Genomic DNA, 20,430 nt, shown 5'->3' on the forward strand with positions numbered 1-20,430 from the left:
CCGGCTCTACAGAAGCCGGCGAACGCGTGTTACAGGACCGCCTCATGACCGTCCGTACGCGCTTCGCGCCGAGCCCCACCGGGTTGCTGCATATCGGCAACGCCCGCGCCGCCCTCTTCAACTTCCTTTTTGCCCGCCACCATGGCGGCCAGTTCCTGCTCCGGATCGAGGATACCGACCGGGAGCGCTCCACCCAGCATGCGGTGGACGTGATCCTGGACGGGCTCGACTGGATGGGCCTGAACCCGGACGAGCCGCCGGTCTACCAGTCGACCCGGCAGGCGCGGCACACCGAGGTGGCCCTGGCGCTGCTCGAGGCCGGCCACGCCTATCGCTGCTACTGCACCGCCGACGAGCTCAGGCAGATGCGCGAGCAGGCCACCGCCGAAGGCCGGCCGCCGCGCTACAATGGCATGTGGCGCGACCGCGATCCGTCCGAGGCGCCCGAGGGCGCGGCCTACACCATCCGCCTGCGTGCGCCGCAGGATGGCGAGACCGTGGTGAACGACCTCGTGCAGGGGGAGATCCGCGTCGCCAACGCCGAGATGGACGACATGATCATCCTGCGCGGCGACGGATCGCCGACCTACCTGCATGCGGTGGTGTGCGACGACCACGACATGGCGATCACCCACGTGATCCGGGGCGACGACCACATGACCAACACCTTCCGGCAGTCGCAGATCTATGCGGCGATGGACTGGGACCGGCCGGCATTCGCCCATCTGCCGCTGATCCATGGACCGGACGGCGCCAAGCTGAGCAAGCGGCACGGCGCCCAGAGCGTGGTCGAGTTCCGCGAGCAGGGGTTCCTGCCCGAGGCGCTGAACAACTACCTGTTGCGGCTCGGCTGGGGCCACGGCGACGCCGAAGTGCTGGCGCGCGACGAGCAGATCCGGCTGTTCGACCTGGACGGCGTCGGCCGGTCCGCCAGCCGCATGGACTACGTCAAGCTGACCCACCTGAACGGCATCTGGCTGCGGCAGGCCGACGACGACCGGCTCACCGCCGACGTGCTGGCGCGCCTCGCCGGGCGCGACGGGCTGGTGCTGGACGACGTCGCCGCCCGACGTATCCGCATGCTGATGCCGGGGCTGAAGGAGCGCGCCAAGACGCTGGTCGACCTCGCCGACGGCTCGGCGTTCCTGGCGCGTTTGGTGCCGCTGCCGTTCGATGCCAAGGCGAGTTCGCTGATGACGCCGGATGCCCGCGCGCTGCTGCGCGGCTTCGCCGGCGAGATCTCGCTGCTGGAGCCGTTCACCGCGATCGAGATCGATGCCGCCCTGCGCCGGTTCGCCGAGCAGGAGGGCCGCAAGCTGGGCCAGGTGGCGCAGCCGCTCCGCGCCGCCGTCACCGGCAGCAGCATGAGCCCGGGGATCGACATCACGCTTGCCGCATTGGGGCGCGACGAGACGCTGGCCCGGATCGGCGAGGCGATCGGCGGGGAACCACTCGATGCCTGACAGCCAGCGCATGTTCGCCAATGCAGACGGCAGCCGGCATCTGCTCGGGCTGCAGGGCATGCATCCGACCAGGATCGAGCCGTTCCTGGACCTGGCCGAGAGCTACGTGCTGCTGAACCGGCAGCGCAAGACGCAGCGCGACCTGCTGCGCGGGCGCACGCTGATCAACCTGTTCTTCGAGGACAGCACCCGCACCCGGACCAGCTTCGAGCTGGCCGGCAAGCGACTCGGCGCCGACGTGATCAACATGACCGTCTCGACCTCGTCGGTGAACAAGGGCGAGACCCTGCTGGACACCGCGGCGACGCTGAACGCCATGCGGACCGACCTGCTGGTAGTGCGCCACGCGCAGTCCGGCGCCCCGGCGCTGCTGGCGCAGAAGGTCGAGGCCAGCGTGATCAATGCCGGCGACGGCACCCACGAGCATCCGACCCAGGCGCTGCTGGACGCGCTCACCATCCGGCGCCGGTGCGGCTCGCTGGCCGGGCTGGTGGTGGCGATCTGCGGCGACGTGGCGCATTCCCGCGTGGCGCGGTCCAACATCCACCTGCTGACCGCGATGGGCAGCCGGGTCAGGGTGATCGGGCCGCCGACCCTGATCCCCGCCGAGATCGAGCGGCTCGGCGTCGAGGTGTTCCACGACATGGACCAGGGGCTCGACGGCGTGGACGTGATCATGATGCTGCGGCTGCAGCGCGAGCGCATGACCGGCGGGCTGGTGCCGAGTGCTCGCGAGTATTTCAGGTTCTTCGGCCTCGACGCCGCCCGGCTGGCACGCGCGAAGCCGGGCGCGCTGGTGATGCATCCCGGCCCGATGAATCGCGGCGTCGAGATCGACAGCCAGGTTGCCGACCATCCGGAGCAGAGCGTGATCCAGGAACAGGTGGAGATGGGCGTTGCCGTCCGGATGGCGGTGCTGGACCGGCTCTCGCGCGGCCAGGATCGGACCGACCGATGAGTGCCGTGCTGTTCGACGCCGTGCGGCTGATCGACCCGGCGACCGGGCTGGACCGTCCGGGCCGGCTGCTGGTCGAGAACGGGATCATCGCCGGGCTCGACATGGCGGCCGGCGACAGCGTGCCCGAGGGTGCCACCGTGATCGACGGGCATGGGGCCGTGCTGTGTCCCGGCCTGGTCGACATGCGGGTGACGCTGGGCGAGCCCGGCTACGAATATCGCGAGACCATCGCCCAGGCCGCCGAGGCCGCGTCCGCCGGCGGCATCACCACCATCTGCGTGCTGCCCAACACCCGGCCGGCGATCGACGATCCGGCGCTGGTGCGGCTGCTGCGCGCCCTCGGCGACGAGACCGGGCGGCTGACTATCCTGCCGTACGGCGCCGTCACCCGCGGCTGCGCCGGCGAGGACATGGCCGAGCTCGGTTTGCTGCGCGAGGCCGGTGCGGTCGCGTTCACCGACGGCACCCGCGCGATCGCCGACGCCAGGCTGATGCGGCAGGCGCTCTCCTACGCCGGCGGGTTCGGCGCGATGGTGATGCAGCATCCCGAGGATCCGTCGCTCGCGCGCGGCGGCGTCGCCACCGAGGGTGAACTGGCCACGCGGCTCGGGCTGCCGGGCATACCCGCCGCCGCCGAGGCGATCCTGGTGGCGCGCGACCTGCGCCTCGCCCAGCTCAGCGGCGGCGCACTGCATCTGTGCCACATCTCGACCGCCGAGACGGTCGCGCTGATACGACAGGCCAAGGCTGACGGCGTCCGCGTCACCTGCGACACGGCACCACCCTATTTCGACCTGAACGAGACGGCGATCGGCGATTTCCGCACCTACGCCAAGCTGTCGCCGCCGCTGCGCCCCGAGGCCGACCGGCTGGCGATCTGCGAAGGACTCGCCGACGGGACCATCGACGCGATCGGCTCCGACCACATGCCGTGCGACCCGGACGACAAGCGGCTGCCGTTCGCGCAGGCGATGGCCGGCGGGGTCGGGCTGGCAACCCTGCTCGGGGTAACGCTGGCGCGCGTGCATGACGGTACCATCGGGCTGATGCGCGCGCTGGAACTGCTGACGGCCGGCCCGGCCCGGATCGTCGGCAGCCACGCCGGGCGGCTGGCGGTCGGGGCACCCGCCGACCTGTGCCTGTTCGACCTGGAGCGGGCCTGGCAGGTGGTCGCCGGCCAATTGCCCGGACACGCGCAGAACACCCCATTCGACGGACGCGCTCTCGAGGGCCGGGTGATCGGCACCTGGAAAGCCGGGCGCCGGGTGTTCGGATGAGCGCCGCACCCGCCGTCGACGGGATCGTCCTGTTCGCGGCGGCCGGGCTCCTGTCCTACGTGATCGGCAGCATCCCGTTCGGGCTGATCATCACCGATCTCGGCGGTGCCGGCGACATCCGCCAGATCGGCTCCGGCAATATCGGCGCGACCAACGTGCTGCGCACCGGACGGCGCGGCCTGGCGGCGGCGACGCTGCTGCTCGACGGGTTCAAGGGCTTCTTCGCGGTGGTGCTCTGCGGGGCATTGCTGCCGCTGCTGCTGCCCGATGTAGCGGCGCTGGCCGCGGTCTGCGTGGTCGCCGGCCACTGCCTCCCGGTGTGGCTGAAATTTCGCGGCGGCAAGGGCGTGGCGACCGGGCTCGGCGTCGCCCTGGGGCTGGACTGGCGGGTCGGGCTGATCTGCTGCGTGCTCTGGCTGCTGGTGGCACGGCTGACCCGGATCTCGTCGGCGGGGGCGCTGGCCGCGATGTTCGTGCTCGGGCCGCTGCTGCTCGCCTTCGATGGCGGGCACCTGGTGAACCCGGTCCCCTGGGCGGGGCTGGCGGTCGGGCTCGGCGTGTTCCTGCGCCACAAGGACAATATCGGCCGCCTGCTCGCCGGCACCGAACCGAGGATCGGCCGCAAGACCGCATGAGATCTCTGCCGGCTTCGCTCGCCGCGACCCTGCGGCTGGTCCGCACCGACGGCGTCGGTCCGGCCACCTACCGGCGACTGATGCAGCGCTTCAGCACCCCCGAGGCGGCACTCGATGCGTTGCCCGCCCTCGCCCGCAATGCCGGACGCCAGATCAGGGCGCCGATCCCGTCGCTCGGCATGGCGGAGGACGAGATCGACGGGCTGGCGAAGCTCGGCGGCCGCTTCCTGGTCCTGGGCACGCCCGACTATCCACCCCTGCTGGCCCAGCTTGCCGACGCGCCGCCGGTGCTGGCGGTGCTGGGCGATCCCGCGATCCTGCACCGACGCTCGGTGGCCATGGTCGGATCGCGCAATGCCTCGTCGGCCGGGCTTCGCATCGCCGAGGCGCTCGCCGCCGAGCTCGGGGGCGCCGGGCTGATCGTGGTGTCCGGCCTGGCGCGCGGGATCGACGGCGCCGCGCATCGGGGCGCGATGCATGTCGGTCCGACCGTGGCGGCGATCGCCGGCGGGCTCGACCAGCCGTATCCGCCGGAACATACCGACCTGCAGGCACGGATCGCGCTGACCGGCTGCGTGGTCGCAGAGGCGCCGCTCGGCACCGCGCCGCAGAGCCGTCACTTTCCGCGCCGCAACCGGATCATCGCCGGCCTGTCGCTTGGCTGCATCGTGGTCGAGGCGGCGCCGCGCTCCGGCAGCCTGATCACCGCCAACCTCACCCTGGATTACGGCCGCGAGCTGTTCGCGGTGCCGGGCTCGCCGCTGGACCCGCGCTCGCGTGGCTCCAACGACCTGCTGCGCGGCCGCGCGCATCTGACCGAGACCGCCGAGGACGTGCTGCGCGAGCTCCCGGAGATGCCGACCTACCTGGGACCGGACGGGTTCGGCGAACCACTGCCGGGATGGGGCGCCGAGGGTCCGGAAGACTGGAAACAACTCGAGAGTGTGCGCGTTGCAGTGTTGCAACTCCTGAGCCACGCACCGACCCCAGTTGACGATCTTGTGCGCCGCTGCCAGTTCTCGGTGTCCGCCGTGCTGGCGGTACTGACCGAACTGGAGCTTGCAGGCCGCGTCGAGTCCCATCCCGGGAACCGCGTCGGCCTTCTGGATCACCCGTTTCGGTCGGACTGACGGCCCAGGCGGCGGCTCAGGTCCGAGCACCGCACCCCGGAGAATGCATGACCGACGTCGTCGTGGTCGAGTCGCCTGCCAAGGCGAAAACGATCAACAAGTATCTGGGCGACGGCTTCACCGTGCTCGCCTCGTTCGGTCACGTCCGTGACCTGCCGCCCAAGGATGGCAGCGTCCGGCCGGACGAGAACTTCGCGATGGACTGGGAAGCCGATGAGCGCGGCAACCGCCAGATCGCGGCCATCGCCAAGGCGCTGAAGGGCGCCAAGCGCCTCTATCTCGCCACCGATCCGGATCGCGAGGGCGAGGCGATCAGCTGGCATGTCCGCGCGATGCTGGAGGAGCGCAACCTGCTCCGCGGCGTCGACGTGCAGCGGGTGACGTTCAACGAGATCACCAAGGGCGCCATCAAGACCGCGATGGGCCGTCCGCGCGAGCTCGATATGCCGCTGATCGAGGCCTACCTGGCCCGGCGGGCGCTCGACTACCTGGTCGGCTTCACCCTGTCGCCGGTGCTGTGGCGCAAGCTGCCGGGCAGCCGCAGCGCGGGCCGCGTGCAGTCGGTGGCGCTCAGGCTGATCTGCGAGCGCGAAGCCGAGATCGAGATCTTCAAGCCGCGCGAGTACTGGTCGATCCTGGCGCAGATGACCACGCCGGCCGGCGCGCCGTTCAATGCCCGCCTCACCCACCTGGACGGCAAAAAACTCGACCAGTTCGACCTGAACAACCAGGACAAGGCATTCGCCGCCAGGACGGCGGTCGAGGCCGGGCAGTTCTCGGTAACATCGGTCGAGCGGCGCAAGGTCAAGCGCAACCCGCCTGCCCCGTTCACCACCTCGACCCTGCAGCAGGAAGCCAGCCGCAAGCTCGGCATGGGCGCCCAGGCGACGATGCGGGCGGCGCAGCAGCTGTACGAGGGCATCGAGCTCGGCGGCGAGACCACCGGCCTGATCACCTACATGCGGACCGACGGCGTGCAGATGGCGCGGGAAGCGATCGACGCCATCCGCGAGCATATCGGCGAGCAGTTCGGCCGCGACTACCTGCCCGGCCTGGCACGGGAATATTCGACCAAGGCCAAGAACGCCCAGGAAGCGCATGAGGCGGTGCGGCCGACCGACGTCAACCGTGCGCCCGAGGAGATCGGCCGCTATCTGTCCGACGAGCAGCGCCGGCTGTACGAGCTGATCTGGAAGCGCGCCGTCGCCAGCCAGATGCAGTCGGCCGAGCTCGACCAGGTGATCGTCGAGATCGCCGAACCGACCGCGAAAGCCAAGCTGCGTGCCACCGGCTCGATCATCGCCTTCGACGGTTTCCTCAAGCTCTACACCGAGGGCCGCGACGACGACGCGAAGCCTGGCTCGGAAGAAGAGGACAGCCGGATGCTGCCGCCGATGCGCGAGCAGGACACGCTGAAGCGCGGCACCGTAAGCGCCGACCAGCACTTCACCCAGCCGCCGCCGCGCTTCTCCGAGGCCAGTCTGGTCAAGAAGATGGAAGAGATCGGCATCGGCCGGCCATCGACCTACGCGTCGATCCTGTCCGTGCTGCGCGATCGCGACTATGTGCGGATGGAGAACAAGCGCTTCGTGCCGGAGGATCGCGGCCGTCTCGTCACCGCGTTCCTGACCAGCTTCTTCGAGCGTTATGTCGACCCGCATTTCACCGCGGGCCTCGAGGAACAGCTCGACGACATCTCCGACGGCCGGGCCGACTGGCGCGATGTGATGGCCAAGTTCTGGGGCGCGTTCTCGCACGCCGTCGCCCAGACCAAGGACCTCAAGATCTCGGACGTCATCGACGCGCTCGATGCCGATCTGAGCCCGCATTTCTTCCCGGTGAACGCCGATGGCAGCGATCCGCGCCTGTGCAAGGCCTGCGGCACCGGCCGGCTCGGGCTGAAGCTCGGCCGCTACGGCAGCTTCATCGGCTGCTCGAACTATCCGAACTGCCAGTTCACCCGCAGGCTGGTGATCGACTCCAAGGACGGCGAGGGCGGCGAGACCCTCAAGGATGGCATGCGGGCGCTCGGCACCCATCCCGCCACCGGCGAGGACGTCACCGTCAAGCGCGGGCCATGGGGCCTCTACGTGCAGCAGGGCGAGCCCGACCCGAACGATAAGAAGGCCAAGCCCAAGCGCACCACCCTGCCGAAGGGGTTCGAGGGCGACACCGTCACCCTGGAGCAGGCGGTCGGACTGCTGTCGCTGCCGAGGCTGGTGGGCATGCATCCCGAAATGGGTGAGCCGATCGAGGCGGGCATCGGCCGGTTCGGGCCGTATGTGAAGATGGGCGCGATCTTTGCCTCGCTCGACAAGGATGACGACATCCTGCTGGTCGGCATGAACCGGGCGATGGACGTGCTGGGCAAGAAGCTGGCCTCGGTGCGCGCACTCGGCGAGCATCCGAAGGACAAGGAGGCGGTGCTGGTCCGCAAGGGTCGGTTCGGTCCGTACGTCCAGCATGGGCAGATGGTCGCCAACCTGCCGCGCGAACGCACCATGGAGGATTTCACCCTCGAGGATGCGCTGCCGCTGCTTGCCGAGAAGGGCAAGATGCTAAAGCCCAAGGGCAAGAAGGGCGCGAAGGCCAAGCCGGTGCGCAAGGCCGCGGCCAAGGTGACGGCAAAGCCGGACACGGTCGAGGCGGCCGAGAAACCGGCGGCCAAGCGCGCGGCAGCTGCAAAGCCAGCCGCCAAGGCCGAGGCCAAGACCAAGGCGAGCGCCAAGCCGGCGGCGAAGAAGAAGCCATCCGCGAAGATCGCAGCCAGCGCGACCGCCCCGGTCGCCAAGAAGCGGGCCTGATGCCGAAGCGGCCACCGGGCGCGCCGGCCGCGTCCAGGGCCGACCAGGAGAAACGGGCGACCGGATCGGTGCCGTCTCGCGAGGAACTGCGCCGGTTCGTCTCGGAGACAGCCGGCCGGGTCGGCAAGCGCGAGATCGCGCGCGCGTTCGGGCTCGGCCCGGAACATCGGGTGGCGTTGCGCAGCCTGCTGAACGAGCTGGAGCGCGACGGCGAGTTGGCCAATGCCGGCGCCAGGCGGTTCACCACGCCGGGACGCCTGCCTGAATCGATGATCGTCCAGGTGACCGGGACGGATTCCAGCGGCGACGCGCTGGCCCGTCCGGTGAACTGGGACGGGCCCGGCCCGCCGCCCGCCATCTACATGCATCCCGAGCCGAAGGGTCGGCCCGCTTTGGCGCCCGGCCAGCGCGTGCTGGCCAGGCTGCGCTCGATCGGCCACGGCAAATACGAGGGCCGCACGCTCAAGCGCATCGAGGCGCAGCCCGGCCGCGTGCTCGGCGTATATCGCCCGGCCGAGCCGTCGGACGAGCCGTATCGTCGCGGCCAGGTGAAGGAAGCCGGCCGGATCATGCCGACCGATCGCCGGGTGAAGGCGGAGTGGAGCGTGCCGATCGGCGAGACCGGCGAGGCCGAGCCGGACGAGATCGTGCTGGCGGAGCCCCTGCCCCATAACGGCTACGGGTTGAAGCCGGTCCGCGTGGTCGAACGTCTCGGGCGCCTAGGGGATGCGCGCTCGGTCAGCCTGATCTGCCTCTACACGCACGACATTCCGCAGGTGTTTCCGGACGAGGCGATCGAGGAAGCCGAGGCCGCCATCGAGGTCGGGCTGGATGGTCGCACCGACCTGCGCGACGTGCCCTTGGTGACGATCGACGGCGAGGATGCGCGCGACTTCGACGATGCCGTGTTTGCCGAGCCGGACCCCGAGGGCGGCTGGCGCCTGATCGTGGCGATCGCGGATGTGGCGCACTACGTCCAGGCCGGCTCGGCGCTCGACCGCGAGGCGCGCAAGCGCGGCAACTCGGTGTATTTCCCCGATCGCGTGGTGCCGATGCTGCCGGAGGCGCTGTCGAACGGATGGTGCTCGCTGCGTCCGGAGGAACCGCGCGGCTGCCTGTACGTCGAAATGCGGATCGGCGCCGACGGTGCCAAGCACTCGCACCGGTTCGGCCGCGGGCTGATGCGCAGCGCGGCCCGGCTGACCTACGAGCAGGTGCAGTCGGCAGCCGATGGCGAGATCGCGCTGACGCTGCCGGACGGGTTGCTGGCGAGCCTGTATGGCGCCTACCGGTCGCTGCTCGGGGCGCGCGAGCGTCGCGGCACGCTGGATCTCGACCTCCCCGAGCGCAAGGTGGTGCTGGACGAGGGCAAGGTGGTGGCGATCACGCCGCGGCCGCGCCTCGACAGCCACCGGCTGATCGAGGAGTTCATGGTGCTGGCCAACGTCGCCACCGCCCAGGAGCTGGAGCGGCTGCACCAGCCCTGCATGTACCGGGTGCACGCGCCGCCCTCGCCGGAAAAGATCGAGAACCTCCGCAGCTTCCTCGGCACGCTGGACATCAGCCTGAAGCCTGCCGGCGAGATCAGGCCGACCGATCTCGACCGTGTGCTGAAGGAGGTGGCCGGCACCGAGCAGGGCCCACAGGTCAACGAGATGGTGCTGCGCAGCCAGAGCCAGGCGGAATACAGCCCGGAGAACCAGGGGCATTTCGGGCTGGCGCTGCCGGAATACGCCCATTTCACCAGCCCGATCCGCCGCTATGCCGACCTGCTGGTGCATCGCGCCCTGATCGCCGGCCTGAAGCTCGGCCCGGATGGGCTCCGGTCGCAGGATGGCGGCGCCGGCTTTGCCGATGCGGGCGAGCACATCACCCGGACCGAGCGGCGGGCGGCCCTGGCCGAGCGGGACGCGATCGACCGTTACATTGCTGCACACATGGCGGATAAAATCGGCGCGAGCTTCGAGGCGCGGATTTCGGGCGTGACCCGGTTCGGGCTTTTCGTCACATTGATGGAGACAGGTGCCAGCGGACTGGTGCCGATATCCTCGCTGGCTGATGATTTCTGGATGCATGACGAAGCCGAACAGGCACTCATCGGCAGGAGCTCCCGCCGGTCCTACCGACTGACCCAGAGGGTGGTGGTGCGGCTGGTCGAGGCCACCCCACTCACCGGTGGATTGCTGTTCTCCGTCTCCGGCGACCAGGCAGGCGATCCGGCACCCGGCCAACATACCGAAATTCGGAGCGGATTCCCGGGTCGCCAGGCTCGGGGACGCGGCAAGCTCCGTCCGTGAGTGCACCCGACGGGCGCGTGTCCGGCGGACACGCCTTGAAACTTCTTAAAAGCCGGCTGCCGGGTCCACGTGGGCGCGCGACGCTGCTGTTGTGCGTGGTGTTGGCGTGCGTGCTGGCGGCGTCGGTGCCGGGAAGCGCGCAGACCATTCCGCCGCCGCCTCGCCAGGAGCTCGACACGGCGCTGGCGACCGGGGTGATCCAGACCGCGCTGACGGTGCTGCAGCCCCGTACGCTGGAGCCGCACACGGCGCACCAGCTCACCATCTGGGGCCTGAACGGCCTGACCGCGATCGATCCCGGCCTGACCGTCGAGGATGGGTCGGCCCAGCCGGGCGGGACGGTCCGGCTGCAGACGCCGCAAGGCACGCTGTTCTCGCAGGCAGCACCGGCAGCCGACGACAGTGCCGGCTGGGCGCGACTTGCGGTCGCCATGGCCGCCTCGGCCTGGAGCAACTCGCCGGCGATCCGTGACGTCGGACAGCAGGCGGTGATCCAGAGCTTCTTCGACGAGCTGTTCAACCATCTCGATCCCTACTCACGCTATGTCGCGCCGGCGCCGGCGTCGACCGAGCGGGCCGCCCGCAGCGGGGGGACCGCCAGTGCCGGGCTGACCCTCGCCAGGCAGGGACGCTCAATCGTTGTGGCATCGGTGAATGCCAATGGGCCGGCCTGGAGTGCCGGGATCGCGGTCGGCATGCGGCTGCTGTCGGTCGATGGCAGGTCCGTGCGTGGGCAGCAGCCGGATGCGGTGGCGGCCCTGCTGCAGGGTGATCCCGGGAGCCAGGTCACGCTGGTGCTGGCACCACCGACCGGCCGTGGCCAGACCAGCTATCCGCTTGCGCGGGCCGCAGTACCGCCGGAAACCGTGTTCGCGTTCAGCAACGGCAACATCGTGGTGATGCGGGTCACCGGCTTCTCCGCCGATACCGCCCAGGAGATGAGCCAGTTCCTCGACCAGGCGACACAGGACCAGAGCACCGATCGCAAACCGGACCCGCACCGGCTGCGCGGCCTGATTTTCGACCTGCGCGGCAATCGCGGCGGCCTCCTGCAGCAGGCGGTGACGTCGGTGGCGCTGGTGCTCGATCATGGCATCGCGGTCACCGCGCGCGGGCGCGATCCCCAATCGAACCATGTCTGGGCGGTCCAGGGTGGCGACCTGACATTCGGGGTGCCGATCGTGGTGCTGGTGGACGGACGCACCGCCAGTGCCGCGGAGATCATGGCGGCTGCCCTCTCCGACCATCGGCGCGCGGTGGTGGTCGGAAGCTCGACGCTCGGCAAGGGGCTGGTGCAGACGATCGCGCAGCTGCCCGACGGGGGCGAGCTGTTCGTGACCTGGAGCCGGGTGTTGGCGCCGCTCGGCTGGCCGTTGCAGGGGCTGGGCGTGATCCCGCAGGTCTGCACCAGCCGGGGACAGGCGAAGCTCGATCAGCAATTGCATGACCTGGGCGACGGCACGTTCGACCAACGCGACGCGGTGATCGCCAGCCGTGCCGCCCGCTCGCCGTTGCCGATCGCGCGTATCCTGGAGCTACGCGCTTCGTGCCCTGCGGCGATCGGCAGCGATGCCGACCTCGATGCGGCGCGGACCCTGCTCGAGACGCCCGGCGCTTATCGGGCGGCCCTGGTACCGATGCCCGACGCCCCGGTTGCCGAGGCGGGCGGATCCGCGGGCGGGATCGACAGATGAGCGAAGCGAGGCTGAAGGCGGGGATCTGGGCCAGCGCGGCCCTGCGCCGGGCACATCAGCTCGGCCGCTCCGGCATGGTGCTGCGCAAGGGCGACGCCGACGCCGGCGGCATACTGGTGGTGTTGCGCGATCGCGACGGGCGGATCGTGGTGCTGAGCCAGGCACGCACCCTTGATGGCGACGCCGCGTGGCACCGCGGCACCGGCCCTGCCCCGGTCGATCAGCAGGCGGCGGATATCTATGTCGAACGCCAGGTCGGACGCGATCCCGACCTTTGGGTGCTGGAGATCGACGGCCCCGATCTGACCCCGCCGTTCGAGGCGATCATCGTCTAGAAACCCGGGACGGCCGGAAGCCTTTCGATAGCGTGCCGTCGGCATCGAGACAGATCGGAGTAACGACCATTTCAGACCTTGCCACCTCAGTGCTTCCGCTTCCGCCTTTAGCACCGATCCCGACCGTCGCCCGCTCGGGCACCGCGAACCGCAGCCGTACGGCACGGTCGCAGGCGACGCTGCATCGTCTGTTCGCCCGCAGCCGTGCGATCCGCCGGCTGACGGTCGGCACGCTGGCACGTGTCGAGTTGGCGATCCTCGGCGGTCATAAGCAACGCACCACCATGGACATCATCCGCCGGGTGCGCGGGGAGCGGGAGAGCCTGCTCAGCGGCAACGAGGCGTTCATGATCCACTCGCTGGCACGCACGCAGCGCGCGGTCGGCGGGGTGATGGCGGAAGTGGGCGTATTCCAGGGCTGCTCTGCCAAGCTCATCAGCCTGGGCGCAAAGCCCGATGAGCTGCATCTGTTCGACACGTTCGACGGGCTGCCCGAGCCGGATGGCGCCGAAAAGAAGTCGATGCGCCGAGGCCATTATGCGGCGTCGCTGGAAGCGGTGAAGGCCTACCTGTCGGACCAGCCGAACCTCGTGTTCCACAAGGGCATGTTCACCGGGCACGACGTGTCGTGTGCGGACAGGCGTTTCTCGCTGGTGCATCTCGACGTGGACCTCAAGGAAGGCACGCTGGCCTGCCTGGAGTTCTTCTATCCGCGCATGCTGCCCGGCGGCGTCATTGTCAGCCACGACTATTCGTACCTCGCCGGCGTGCACGAGGCGTTCGACGACTTCCTCGCGGACAAGCCGGAACGGGTGGTGGAGCTGCCGACGTCGCAGGCAATGTTGATCAAGGCGTAAGAAAACCGGGCACCGGCGCGGAGCGTAGAGCCGCGCCGGCCTAACGCGTCAGTGGGTGCCGTGCGGGCCGCCAAGATTAGACGTGATCGACGGGTCATTGGTGTTGCCGTTGGCATTGACGCCGGTATCGGTGCCCGACAGCATGCTCCCGGTCGATGCCGCGTCCTGATGATGCATGGACGGCGTATAGGTGTTGTCGCAGGCAGTGATTCCGAGAAGGCAGACAATACCGATCGTCCCGGCAATAATACTCTTCATCATGGTTGTTCCTTATTCGAATCGGCCCAAGAGTAACCTCAAGCGATGTCTTTATAGAAATGGCAAATGGGCCGGCTGGAACGCAGTCACGCAAAGAGGCGGTGTACGCCTTCCAGACCGGCAACTATGCGACGGCGATGCGGCTGCTTATGCCGCTGCTGATACAATGCCCCGAAGACAGCGAACTATCCCGCATGTACGGGATGGCGATGGTGCGGACCGGCGCGGCGCCCGAGGGCCTGCCTTCGCTGGCACGGGCGGTATCTCTGGCGCCGGGCGACGCGGTGGCTGCGACCTGGCTCGGCATCGGGCTGCACGCGGCTGGCAGGTTCATGGAGGCCGCCATGTCCCTTGAGGCGGCCACGCGCCAAACCCCCGTTGATCCCGCGCCGCTGATCCATCTGTCGCGGGCGCTTCTGAAGTGCGACCGGCCGCAGGAGGCGCTCGCCGCGGCGCAGCGTGCCTGCTCGCTGGCTCCTCGCCTGCTCGATGCCGAGCACGCCGCACGTCTAGCCGCCCTGGCAGTGGCACAGGCCTCCTCTGCCATATCAGACGCCGACATGGCCGGTGCGTGGCTGGCGTTCGGCCGGATCTCCATGCGGATGGACAAGGTGATGGACGCGCGCGCGGCCTTTATCGAGGCGTTGGGCCTGCAACCGCTTTCGTCAGACATCGGTTGCGACCTGGCGCTAGCGGAGCATCTGTGCGGTCAGCCGCTGTTGGCGACGGCGCGTCTGCGTGCGGTGCTGGATCGCGATCCCGGCTGTCACGCTGCATGTCTGGCGCTGGCCAGCCGCCTGCTGCTCGATGACGAGGCAGCGACAGCGCTCGGTCTGCTGGACAGCGTTGTCGCGCCACCGCACGGTCCATTGCGGGCGAAGTGGCACGCGGAGCGGGCGCAGGCGCTGGTGGCACTCGGCCGCAATGACGCGGCAGCTCGCGAACTCGATCAGGCGGAACGGTATCCGGTCGAGGAACTCCAGCTCCTGCTGAATTGGCAGCGCTTCGTGCTGGCGCGCCGCAACCGGCGGCCAGAAGCGGTTATGCTGGGGGACCGGGTCGCCCGCCTGGCGACAATCCGCGAAGCCGGAACTCTCGAGCACAGGATCGACGTGCATTTCGATCTGGCGGACCTGCGGCGTAAGGAGGGGGATCGCCCGGCGGCATTCGGGAACTGGAAGCGCGGCCATACGCTTCTCGGCGCCGCGCAGCCATTCTCCCGCCCTGATCACGAGCGGTATCTGGCGGCGATCATGCAGAGCTTCGACGCGCGCCGGCTGGCTGACGGACCGCGCGCCGGCACGGTCGATCCCGCCCCAGTGTTCATCGTCGGCCTGCCGCGAACCGGCACCAGTCTGCTTGAGCAGATTCTGAGCGCCCACCCGATGGTACATGGTGCAGGCGAGCGGCTGGCCGTACGCGAAACATTGGCCGGGCTCACCGGAACAAATACGGCCGCCACGGCGATGCTGCGGGCAGCCGGTCTCGACGCGACGATCCTGACGACGGCGTCGAGCGATTATCTGGCCTGCCTGCACGCGCTGGCTCCATCGGCGGCGCGCGTGCTGGACAAGATGCCGGACAATGTCTTTCAGCTCGGCTTCATCGCCACGCTGCTACCCCAGGCGCGGATCATCTGCTGCACGCGCGACCTGCGCGATGTCGGCGCATCGATCTTCCAGCATCGCTTCATCGGCCATCATCCCTATGCGCACGATCTCGCCGACCTCGGTTGGTACATGGCGGCACATCGGAGGTTGCTGGCGTACTGGCAGGCGAACCTGCCATCGCCGATGCTGATGCTCGATCATCAGGACTGGATCGCGGATTTCGACGCCACGCTGCGCCGTGTGCTGGCGTTCCTCGACCTGCCTTACGACCCGGCCTGCGAGAGGTTTTTCGAAAATGACCGCCGCGTCGGAACCGCCAGCCGTGCGCAGGTGCGGCGGCCGATCAATGCGGATGGCGTCGGCCGCTGGCGCGACTATGCCGAGCAATTGGCACCTATGCTGCGCGAACTGCCGCCAGGCGTCTGACATGAAAAAGGCTGTGCGCCACAAGGTCGCACAGCCTCCATTCATGACCCTGTGAAGGAACGATCAGAACTTGACCTGCATCCTTGCATAGAAGAACCGGCCGAGGACGTCATAGACGGTTGGCGCGGTATTGGTCGACGCATCGAGCGCGAAGGGCGGCGTGCGATCGAACAGGTTGTCGATACCGGCGACCAGTCCGATCTTCTTGAAGTTATAGGTGGCCACGATGTCGTGGTAGAAGACCTCGTTGGTCTTATAGAAGCGCTCGGCGTCGGGGCTGAAATTCGCCCCGCCTTCGTTGTAGGTCATGCCGTCGATGTAGCGGACCGTCCAGCTGAAGCTGAAGGGGCCGTGCGCGTAGGTGCCGGTGAAGTTGTCGCGGATCACCGGCACGCCGACCGGATACAGGCCGCCACCGAGAACCGTATTGAGCGTACCTTTCAGGTTGTAGAACTGACCGCCGTTTACGAGCTGTTCGGTGTAGCCGATGGTGTCGACCAGCTCGTTGGTGAAGCTCAGCGTGTTGTGGCCGCGCAGCTTGATCAGATAGCTCATATCGAAATCGATGCCATTGGTGCGCGTCACACCTAAATTCTGCTCCGGAGCACTGGCCAGGGAGATCTGGCTGGAGGCATTACGCGTCCCGGCGCTGGCGCAGAATGGGCTGCTCAGATTGACGCTCGTGTAGCACTGATCCTCGACATACTGCACCGGCACCTCGCCGATCGAGTTGTTGATCGAGGTATGATAGTAGTCGATCTCGGCAGAGAAGTTCTTAAGGAAGCGCGGTGTCAGCACGGTGCCGATAGTGTAGGTGCGCGAGCTTTCCGGCGTGAGCTGAGGATTGCCGCCAACCAGTGTCGCGATCTGGCCGGAACCGGCCTGCTGGAAGCCGACGGGAACACCTTTCCGGGCGCAGTTGGCGGCGACGGTGCCGGCAAGGGCCCCGTAGCTGGAGATCTGCCCGCACGGATCGTTACCCTGCTCGAAGCTGAGAGTACTGCCGCCGAACGCCTCAGAGATTGCAGGCTGGCGGACCGAGGTGCCCAGGTTGGCGCGGAAACGGATATCCCGGGACGGAGACCAGTTTAGGCCGGCCTTGAAGTTCTGCACGCCGCCGAAGGTGTTGTAGTCGGACCAACGACCGGACACATCTGCGGACAGATCCTTTGCCATCACGAGGTTCTTCAGGATCGGGATGTTCAGCTCGCCGAACACTTCGCCGACGTCGAAGCCGCCGCCGGTCGGAAACTCCTGAGCCGCAGTCGACTGACCGGCCTCGACGAACGGATCGGGATGATAGGCGCCGTTCTCCTGGCGATACTCGAAGCCGACTGCCAGACCGAGCGGACCATACGGCAGCTGCAGCAGCTTGTTGTTGGTGATGGTGCCCCCATAGTCGCGGAACTGATAGTACGCGTTGGAGCTCGCCGTGTACCTGACGTAGTTGACGGCCGCAGCGCTGGCTGCATTTGCGCCGAACGGGTTGAACAAGGCGCAACCTTCAGCGGCATTGCAGAGGCTGGCATTGAACGGGTCGGCCGGATTGCCGTCGGAGCCGAGCGAATTCGCGAGCCTGGTGGCGTTGATCTGGTTGGTCTCGTGAATGGTCGTGTTGGAATAGCCGTAGGTGAAGTAGCCGTCGTAGTTCCAGTTGCCGGTAATGTTGCCGCGGGCGCCGACTGTCGCCTGGTAGGTGTCCGTGCCGGTGTTGTACTGACGCGCGCCGAGATCGGTCGAGCGGCGATATCCGCTCAGCGCCTCGTCGACGCCCAACGCCTCGGCAAACGGGTTGCCTTGCGGAATGATCAGCGACGTCGGGGTGTTCGGATTGCCGGTGACCGGCTGGCCCGAGAGCTGCGTCTCGGTATTCTTGTGGGTGTAGAACGCCGACGCGTAAGCGGTGAAGTGGTCGTTGACGTCGAAATGCGTCTCCGCCGCGAGATTGGCCTGCGACTCGTAGTTCGAGAGGTAGGTGTCGTGGCCGTAATCATAGCGGCCGTTGATGTTCGGCGTGGAGCCGTTCGCGCCCAGATAGCTATTGACGAACGGAACGACCTGGCCGTTGACCACGGTGCCGCCGCCGCCGGATGCGAAGGCGTTCTCCGCTGGAGTGCCCGTTGCCGAGCCGAAATAGCGCCCGTTGACCGGGAAACCGGAACCGATCGTGTAGGGGTTGCCAGGACCGTTATCGGCGGAAACGACCGGATCGGACCAGTCGCGATCCTTCTGCAGCACCGGCTGACGTTGCAGGTAGTGGCCGCTCACCTCGAAGTTGCCGCGGCCTTGCGCGAAGTCGAACCCGGTGAGGCCGGAGATGTCGCCCTGCTTGTCGTCACCTGACGCGGTGATGTTGCCGCCGAGGTTGATTTGCGTGCCGGCGAAATTCTTCTTCGTAATGATGTTGATGACGCCGGCGACCGCGTCGGCGCCGTAGATGGTCGAGGCGCCGTCCTTCAAGACCTCGATGCGGTCGACCATCTGGATCGGGATGGTGTCGAGATCGACGCAGTCGTTGCCGGTGCCATAGGCGGAATGGACAAAGCGGCGCCCGTCCACCAGCACCAGGGTGCGGTTGATGCCGAGATTGAGCAGGTCGAGGCAGGACGACCCGTTGCCGCCGTTGTTGGTGGTGGCGAAGTTGCCATCGGTGCCGATCGACGGGAGCTTTTTGAGCACGTCCTCGATGGTCTGCGAGCTGGACTGCTCGATCTGCTTGGCAGTGACGACAGTGATCGGCGCTTCGCTCGTCACGTTGCTGGTCCGCAGCCGCGAGCCGGTGACTTCGACGTTCTCGGTCGGCGTGGGGCCAGTCTGCGGTGTCGCACCGGCAGCGAACGGCGTGCCGGCGATCTGGGCGAATGCCGGGGCTGAGCCAAGTACCGGCGCCAGCGCAAGCGCCGCGATCGACCCGGTCAAACCGGCTCGAAGGGTGAAGTAACGGGGTCGTGTCATCTTCGGCACTCCAAAACCCGCCTCAGTGACGGGACAGACGACAAGAAATTGACCGTGGGACGATGCGGCGGCGGCAGTCGTCTGGAAGAGGGCGTCGATAACGAAATCGAGAGTGCCCAGTCTCCTTCGACGAAAATCGTTGCAGCAAGCCTTTCAGGCAAAGGGGTGGAGCCGAAAGACCGTGTTGCGACGGGTTACGGCATGTGGCGATACTTAAAGTTCAGACACGTCACCCATGCAATGCCCGCATGGAACCCTGTTACAATGCCATGACGCCACGTTGCTGAAAGGTCACACAGTCGTTCCGCAGACGGGTGCATGCCGTCGCGCCCGTGCCACAACGCCGAGCAACCGACCGGTCATCGGCAGCCGGTGCTTCTTCCGGACGCGAAAACCGGCTACGTCCAAGCGGATGACGCGGCCGCAGCTCGGCCGCCTGGGTGTCGCGCGCCAACCGCCTGACCGGCGGCGCGTGAACGGAGGGCGTGTGACGATGACAAGACGGATCTGGTTGCTGGCAGGCGTGGGCGCTGTCACGACGATGGCAAGCTTTGCGGATCGCGCCGCGGCACAGCCGGTTACCGGCCTGTATGGTGCCGTCGCCGGCGGCGCCAACCTGGCTCAGGACCAGACCGTCCGCCTGTCGTCGCAGGCTCCCAGCGGTCAGCTTCGCTACGGTCCCGGCCTGGCTGGCCTCGGCAGTGTCGGGTGGGGCTTCGGCAACGGGCTGCGGGCCGAGATCGAGGGCAACTATCGCCGCGACACCCTGCAGCACTTCCGCGGCACCAGCTTTCCGACGCTGGCCGGCGGAAACCAGGAAAGCTACGGCGGCATGGCCAACGTGCTGTTCGACATGGATATCGGCCAGAACTGGCTCTACCCGTATTTCGGGCTCGGTGTCGGCTATGCCTGGTCGCATTCCGAGATGCACTACGCCGGAGCGGAAAGCGCCGAGCGCATCGGCGGCACCAGCGACGGCAACTTCGCCTACCAGGGCATCTTCGGCCTGTCGGTGCCGGTGCCATGGGTCGTCGGGCTGTCGACCACGCTGGAATACCGCTTCTATTCGATCCTCGGGCCGCAGCGCTTCACCGGCGACGAGATCGGCAACCAGGGCGGGTTCGGTGCCAAGGCTTACGGTCGGGACCGTGGCAACCAGGACATCACCACCAACTACAACCACACCTTCCTGCTCGGCGTTCGCTACGAGCTGAATCCCGCGCCGCCGCCGCCGCCGCCGGTCGCGCCAGCGGTACCGGCAGCGCCGGCACCCGCGGAGGCGCGCACCTACCTGGTGTTCTTCGACTGGGACCGCTCCGACCTCACCGGCCGCGCCCGCGAGATCGTCGCCCAGGCGGCCCAGGCCTCGACCCACGTCCAGACGACGCGGATCGAGGTGGATGGCTATACAGATACCTCATCGATCCATGGCGGCGTGCGTGGTGCCAGCTACAACCAAGCGCTGTCCGTCCGTCGTGCAAAGAGCGTGCAGACCGAACTCGTTCGCGACGGCGTCCCCGCCTCGGCCATCGACACGCACGGCTACGGCGAAACCCGCCCCCTGGTGGCCACCGGCCCGAACACCCGCGAACCCCAGAACCGCCGCGTTGAAATCATTCTCCGCTAGAACCAAGCCTCCCGGCTGGTCTCCTGCAGATCAGCCGGAAGAGACCGGCCGAGAACGCGCTGTGCCGAGTGAGAGCTCCCTTCTCCGGGAGCGCTCTTCGAGGT

At 67.9% G+C, this 20,430-nt stretch carries 14 protein-coding genes; 12 read left to right on the plus strand and 2 right to left on the minus strand.

The genetic code is table 11. The annotated features are described in order from the left end of the window. Positions 1 to 44 precede the first annotated feature (44 nt). From gltX to HN018_RS17175, 10 genes are all read left to right on the plus strand, one after another. Positions 45 to 1,463 carry a glutamate--tRNA ligase gene (gene gltX, locus HN018_RS17130; RefSeq protein ID WP_171832943.1) on the plus strand — a complete coding sequence of 473 codons (1,419 nt, stop codon included), beginning with the start codon at positions 45 to 47 and terminating at the stop codon, positions 1,461 to 1,463. Further along, the gene (locus tag HN018_RS17135) at positions 1,456 to 2,421 is read left to right on the plus strand and encodes an aspartate carbamoyltransferase catalytic subunit (protein ID WP_171832942.1); all 966 of its coding nucleotides are present in this window, start codon (positions 1,456 to 1,458) and stop codon (positions 2,419 to 2,421) included. Before gltX ends, HN018_RS17135 begins: the two co-directional genes overlap by 8 nt. Further along, positions 2,418 to 3,698 carry a dihydroorotase gene (locus HN018_RS17140; RefSeq protein WP_171832941.1) on the plus strand — a complete coding sequence of 427 codons (1,281 nt, stop codon included), beginning with the start codon at positions 2,418 to 2,420 and terminating at the stop codon, positions 3,696 to 3,698. Before HN018_RS17135 ends, HN018_RS17140 begins: the two co-directional genes overlap by 4 nt. After that, on the plus strand, positions 3,695 to 4,333 hold the full coding sequence (gene plsY, locus HN018_RS17145; RefSeq protein ID WP_171832940.1) for a glycerol-3-phosphate 1-O-acyltransferase PlsY: 639 nt from the start codon (positions 3,695 to 3,697) through the stop codon (positions 4,331 to 4,333). Before HN018_RS17140 ends, plsY begins: the two co-directional genes overlap by 4 nt. Continuing rightward, the gene (dprA, locus tag HN018_RS17150; protein ID WP_171832939.1) at positions 4,330 to 5,463 is read left to right on the plus strand and encodes a DNA-processing protein DprA; all 1,134 of its coding nucleotides are present in this window, start codon (positions 4,330 to 4,332) and stop codon (positions 5,461 to 5,463) included. The genes plsY and dprA overlap by 4 nt, the downstream gene beginning before the upstream one ends. Positions 5,464 to 5,510: 47 nt before the next feature. Further along, positions 5,511 to 8,267: a type I DNA topoisomerase gene (topA, locus tag HN018_RS17155; RefSeq protein WP_171832938.1), complete on the plus strand. Its 2,757-nt coding sequence runs from the start codon at positions 5,511 to 5,513 to the stop codon at positions 8,265 to 8,267. Then, complete coding sequence (gene rnr, locus HN018_RS17160) at positions 8,267 to 10,564, plus strand: ribonuclease R (protein WP_171832937.1); 2,298 nt, start codon at positions 8,267 to 8,269, stop codon at positions 10,562 to 10,564. The genes topA and rnr overlap by 1 nt, the downstream gene beginning before the upstream one ends. Further along, positions 10,561 to 12,258, plus strand: coding sequence for a S41 family peptidase (locus tag HN018_RS17165; protein WP_239478778.1), 1,698 nt, complete (start codon positions 10,561 to 10,563; stop codon positions 12,256 to 12,258). The genes rnr and HN018_RS17165 overlap by 4 nt, the downstream gene beginning before the upstream one ends. Continuing rightward, on the plus strand, positions 12,255 to 12,593 hold the full coding sequence (locus tag HN018_RS17170) for a DUF1491 family protein (protein WP_171832936.1): 339 nt from the start codon (positions 12,255 to 12,257) through the stop codon (positions 12,591 to 12,593). The genes HN018_RS17165 and HN018_RS17170 overlap by 4 nt, the downstream gene beginning before the upstream one ends. 89 nt (positions 12,594 to 12,682) lie before the next feature. After that, the gene (locus HN018_RS17175; protein WP_171832935.1) at positions 12,683 to 13,450 is read left to right on the plus strand and encodes a TylF/MycF/NovP-related O-methyltransferase; all 768 of its coding nucleotides are present in this window, start codon (positions 12,683 to 12,685) and stop codon (positions 13,448 to 13,450) included. 48 nt (positions 13,451 to 13,498) lie between these two features. Here HN018_RS17175 and HN018_RS17180 read toward each other — a convergent pair whose 3' ends face one another. Then, positions 13,499 to 13,711, minus strand: a complete 213-nt coding sequence (locus HN018_RS17180) for a hypothetical protein (protein WP_171832934.1) — start codon at positions 13,709 to 13,711, stop codon at positions 13,499 to 13,501. A 98-nt stretch (positions 13,712 to 13,809) separates the two neighbouring features. Here HN018_RS17180 and HN018_RS17185 point away from each other — a divergent pair, with 98 nt between their 5' ends. Beyond that, positions 13,810 to 15,744, plus strand: coding sequence for a tetratricopeptide repeat-containing sulfotransferase family protein (locus HN018_RS17185; protein WP_171832933.1), 1,935 nt, complete (start codon positions 13,810 to 13,812; stop codon positions 15,742 to 15,744). A gap of 63 nt (positions 15,745 to 15,807) precedes the next feature. Here HN018_RS17185 and HN018_RS17190 read toward each other — a convergent pair whose 3' ends face one another. Next, the gene (locus HN018_RS17190; protein ID WP_171832932.1) at positions 15,808 to 18,699 is read right to left on the minus strand and encodes a TonB-dependent receptor domain-containing protein; all 2,892 of its coding nucleotides are present in this window, start codon (positions 18,697 to 18,699) and stop codon (positions 15,808 to 15,810) included. Positions 18,700 to 19,192: 493 nt separating this feature from the next. Between HN018_RS17190 and HN018_RS17195 the strand changes: the two genes are divergently transcribed. Continuing rightward, complete coding sequence (locus HN018_RS17195) at positions 19,193 to 20,326, plus strand: OmpA family protein (RefSeq protein ID WP_171832931.1); 1,134 nt, start codon at positions 19,193 to 19,195, stop codon at positions 20,324 to 20,326. Positions 20,327 to 20,430: the final 104 nt, after the last annotated feature.

The organism is Lichenicola cladoniae (assembly GCF_013201075.1).
Lineage (GTDB): Bacteria > Pseudomonadota > Alphaproteobacteria > Acetobacterales > Acetobacteraceae > Lichenicola > Lichenicola cladoniae.

What these genes read in the sequence shown, in the direction of transcription:
- rnr (WP_171832937.1), top strand. Translation starts at nt 8,267, where the DNA reads ATGCCGAAGCGGCCACCGGGCGCGCCGGCCGCGTCCAGGGCCGACCAG.
- gltX (WP_171832943.1), top strand. Translation starts at nt 45, where the DNA reads ATGACCGTCCGTACGCGCTTCGCGCCGAGCCCCACCGGGTTGCTGCAT.
- HN018_RS17195 (WP_171832931.1), top strand. Translation starts at nt 19,193, where the DNA reads ATGACAAGACGGATCTGGTTGCTGGCAGGCGTGGGCGCTGTCACGACG.
- plsY (WP_171832940.1), top strand. Translation starts at nt 3,695, where the DNA reads ATGAGCGCCGCACCCGCCGTCGACGGGATCGTCCTGTTCGCGGCGGCC.
- HN018_RS17135 (WP_171832942.1), top strand. Translation starts at nt 1,456, where the DNA reads ATGCCTGACAGCCAGCGCATGTTCGCCAATGCAGACGGCAGCCGGCAT.
- topA (WP_171832938.1), top strand. Translation starts at nt 5,511, where the DNA reads ATGACCGACGTCGTCGTGGTCGAGTCGCCTGCCAAGGCGAAAACGATC.
- HN018_RS17180 (WP_171832934.1), bottom strand. Translation starts at nt 13,711, where the DNA reads ATGATGAAGAGTATTATTGCCGGGACGATCGGTATTGTCTGCCTTCTC.
- HN018_RS17140 (WP_171832941.1), top strand. Translation starts at nt 2,418, where the DNA reads ATGAGTGCCGTGCTGTTCGACGCCGTGCGGCTGATCGACCCGGCGACC.
- HN018_RS17190 (WP_171832932.1), bottom strand. Translation starts at nt 18,699, where the DNA reads ATGACACGACCCCGTTACTTCACCCTTCGAGCCGGTTTGACCGGGTCG.
- dprA (WP_171832939.1), top strand. Translation starts at nt 4,330, where the DNA reads ATGAGATCTCTGCCGGCTTCGCTCGCCGCGACCCTGCGGCTGGTCCGC.
- HN018_RS17170 (WP_171832936.1), top strand. Translation starts at nt 12,255, where the DNA reads ATGAGCGAAGCGAGGCTGAAGGCGGGGATCTGGGCCAGCGCGGCCCTG.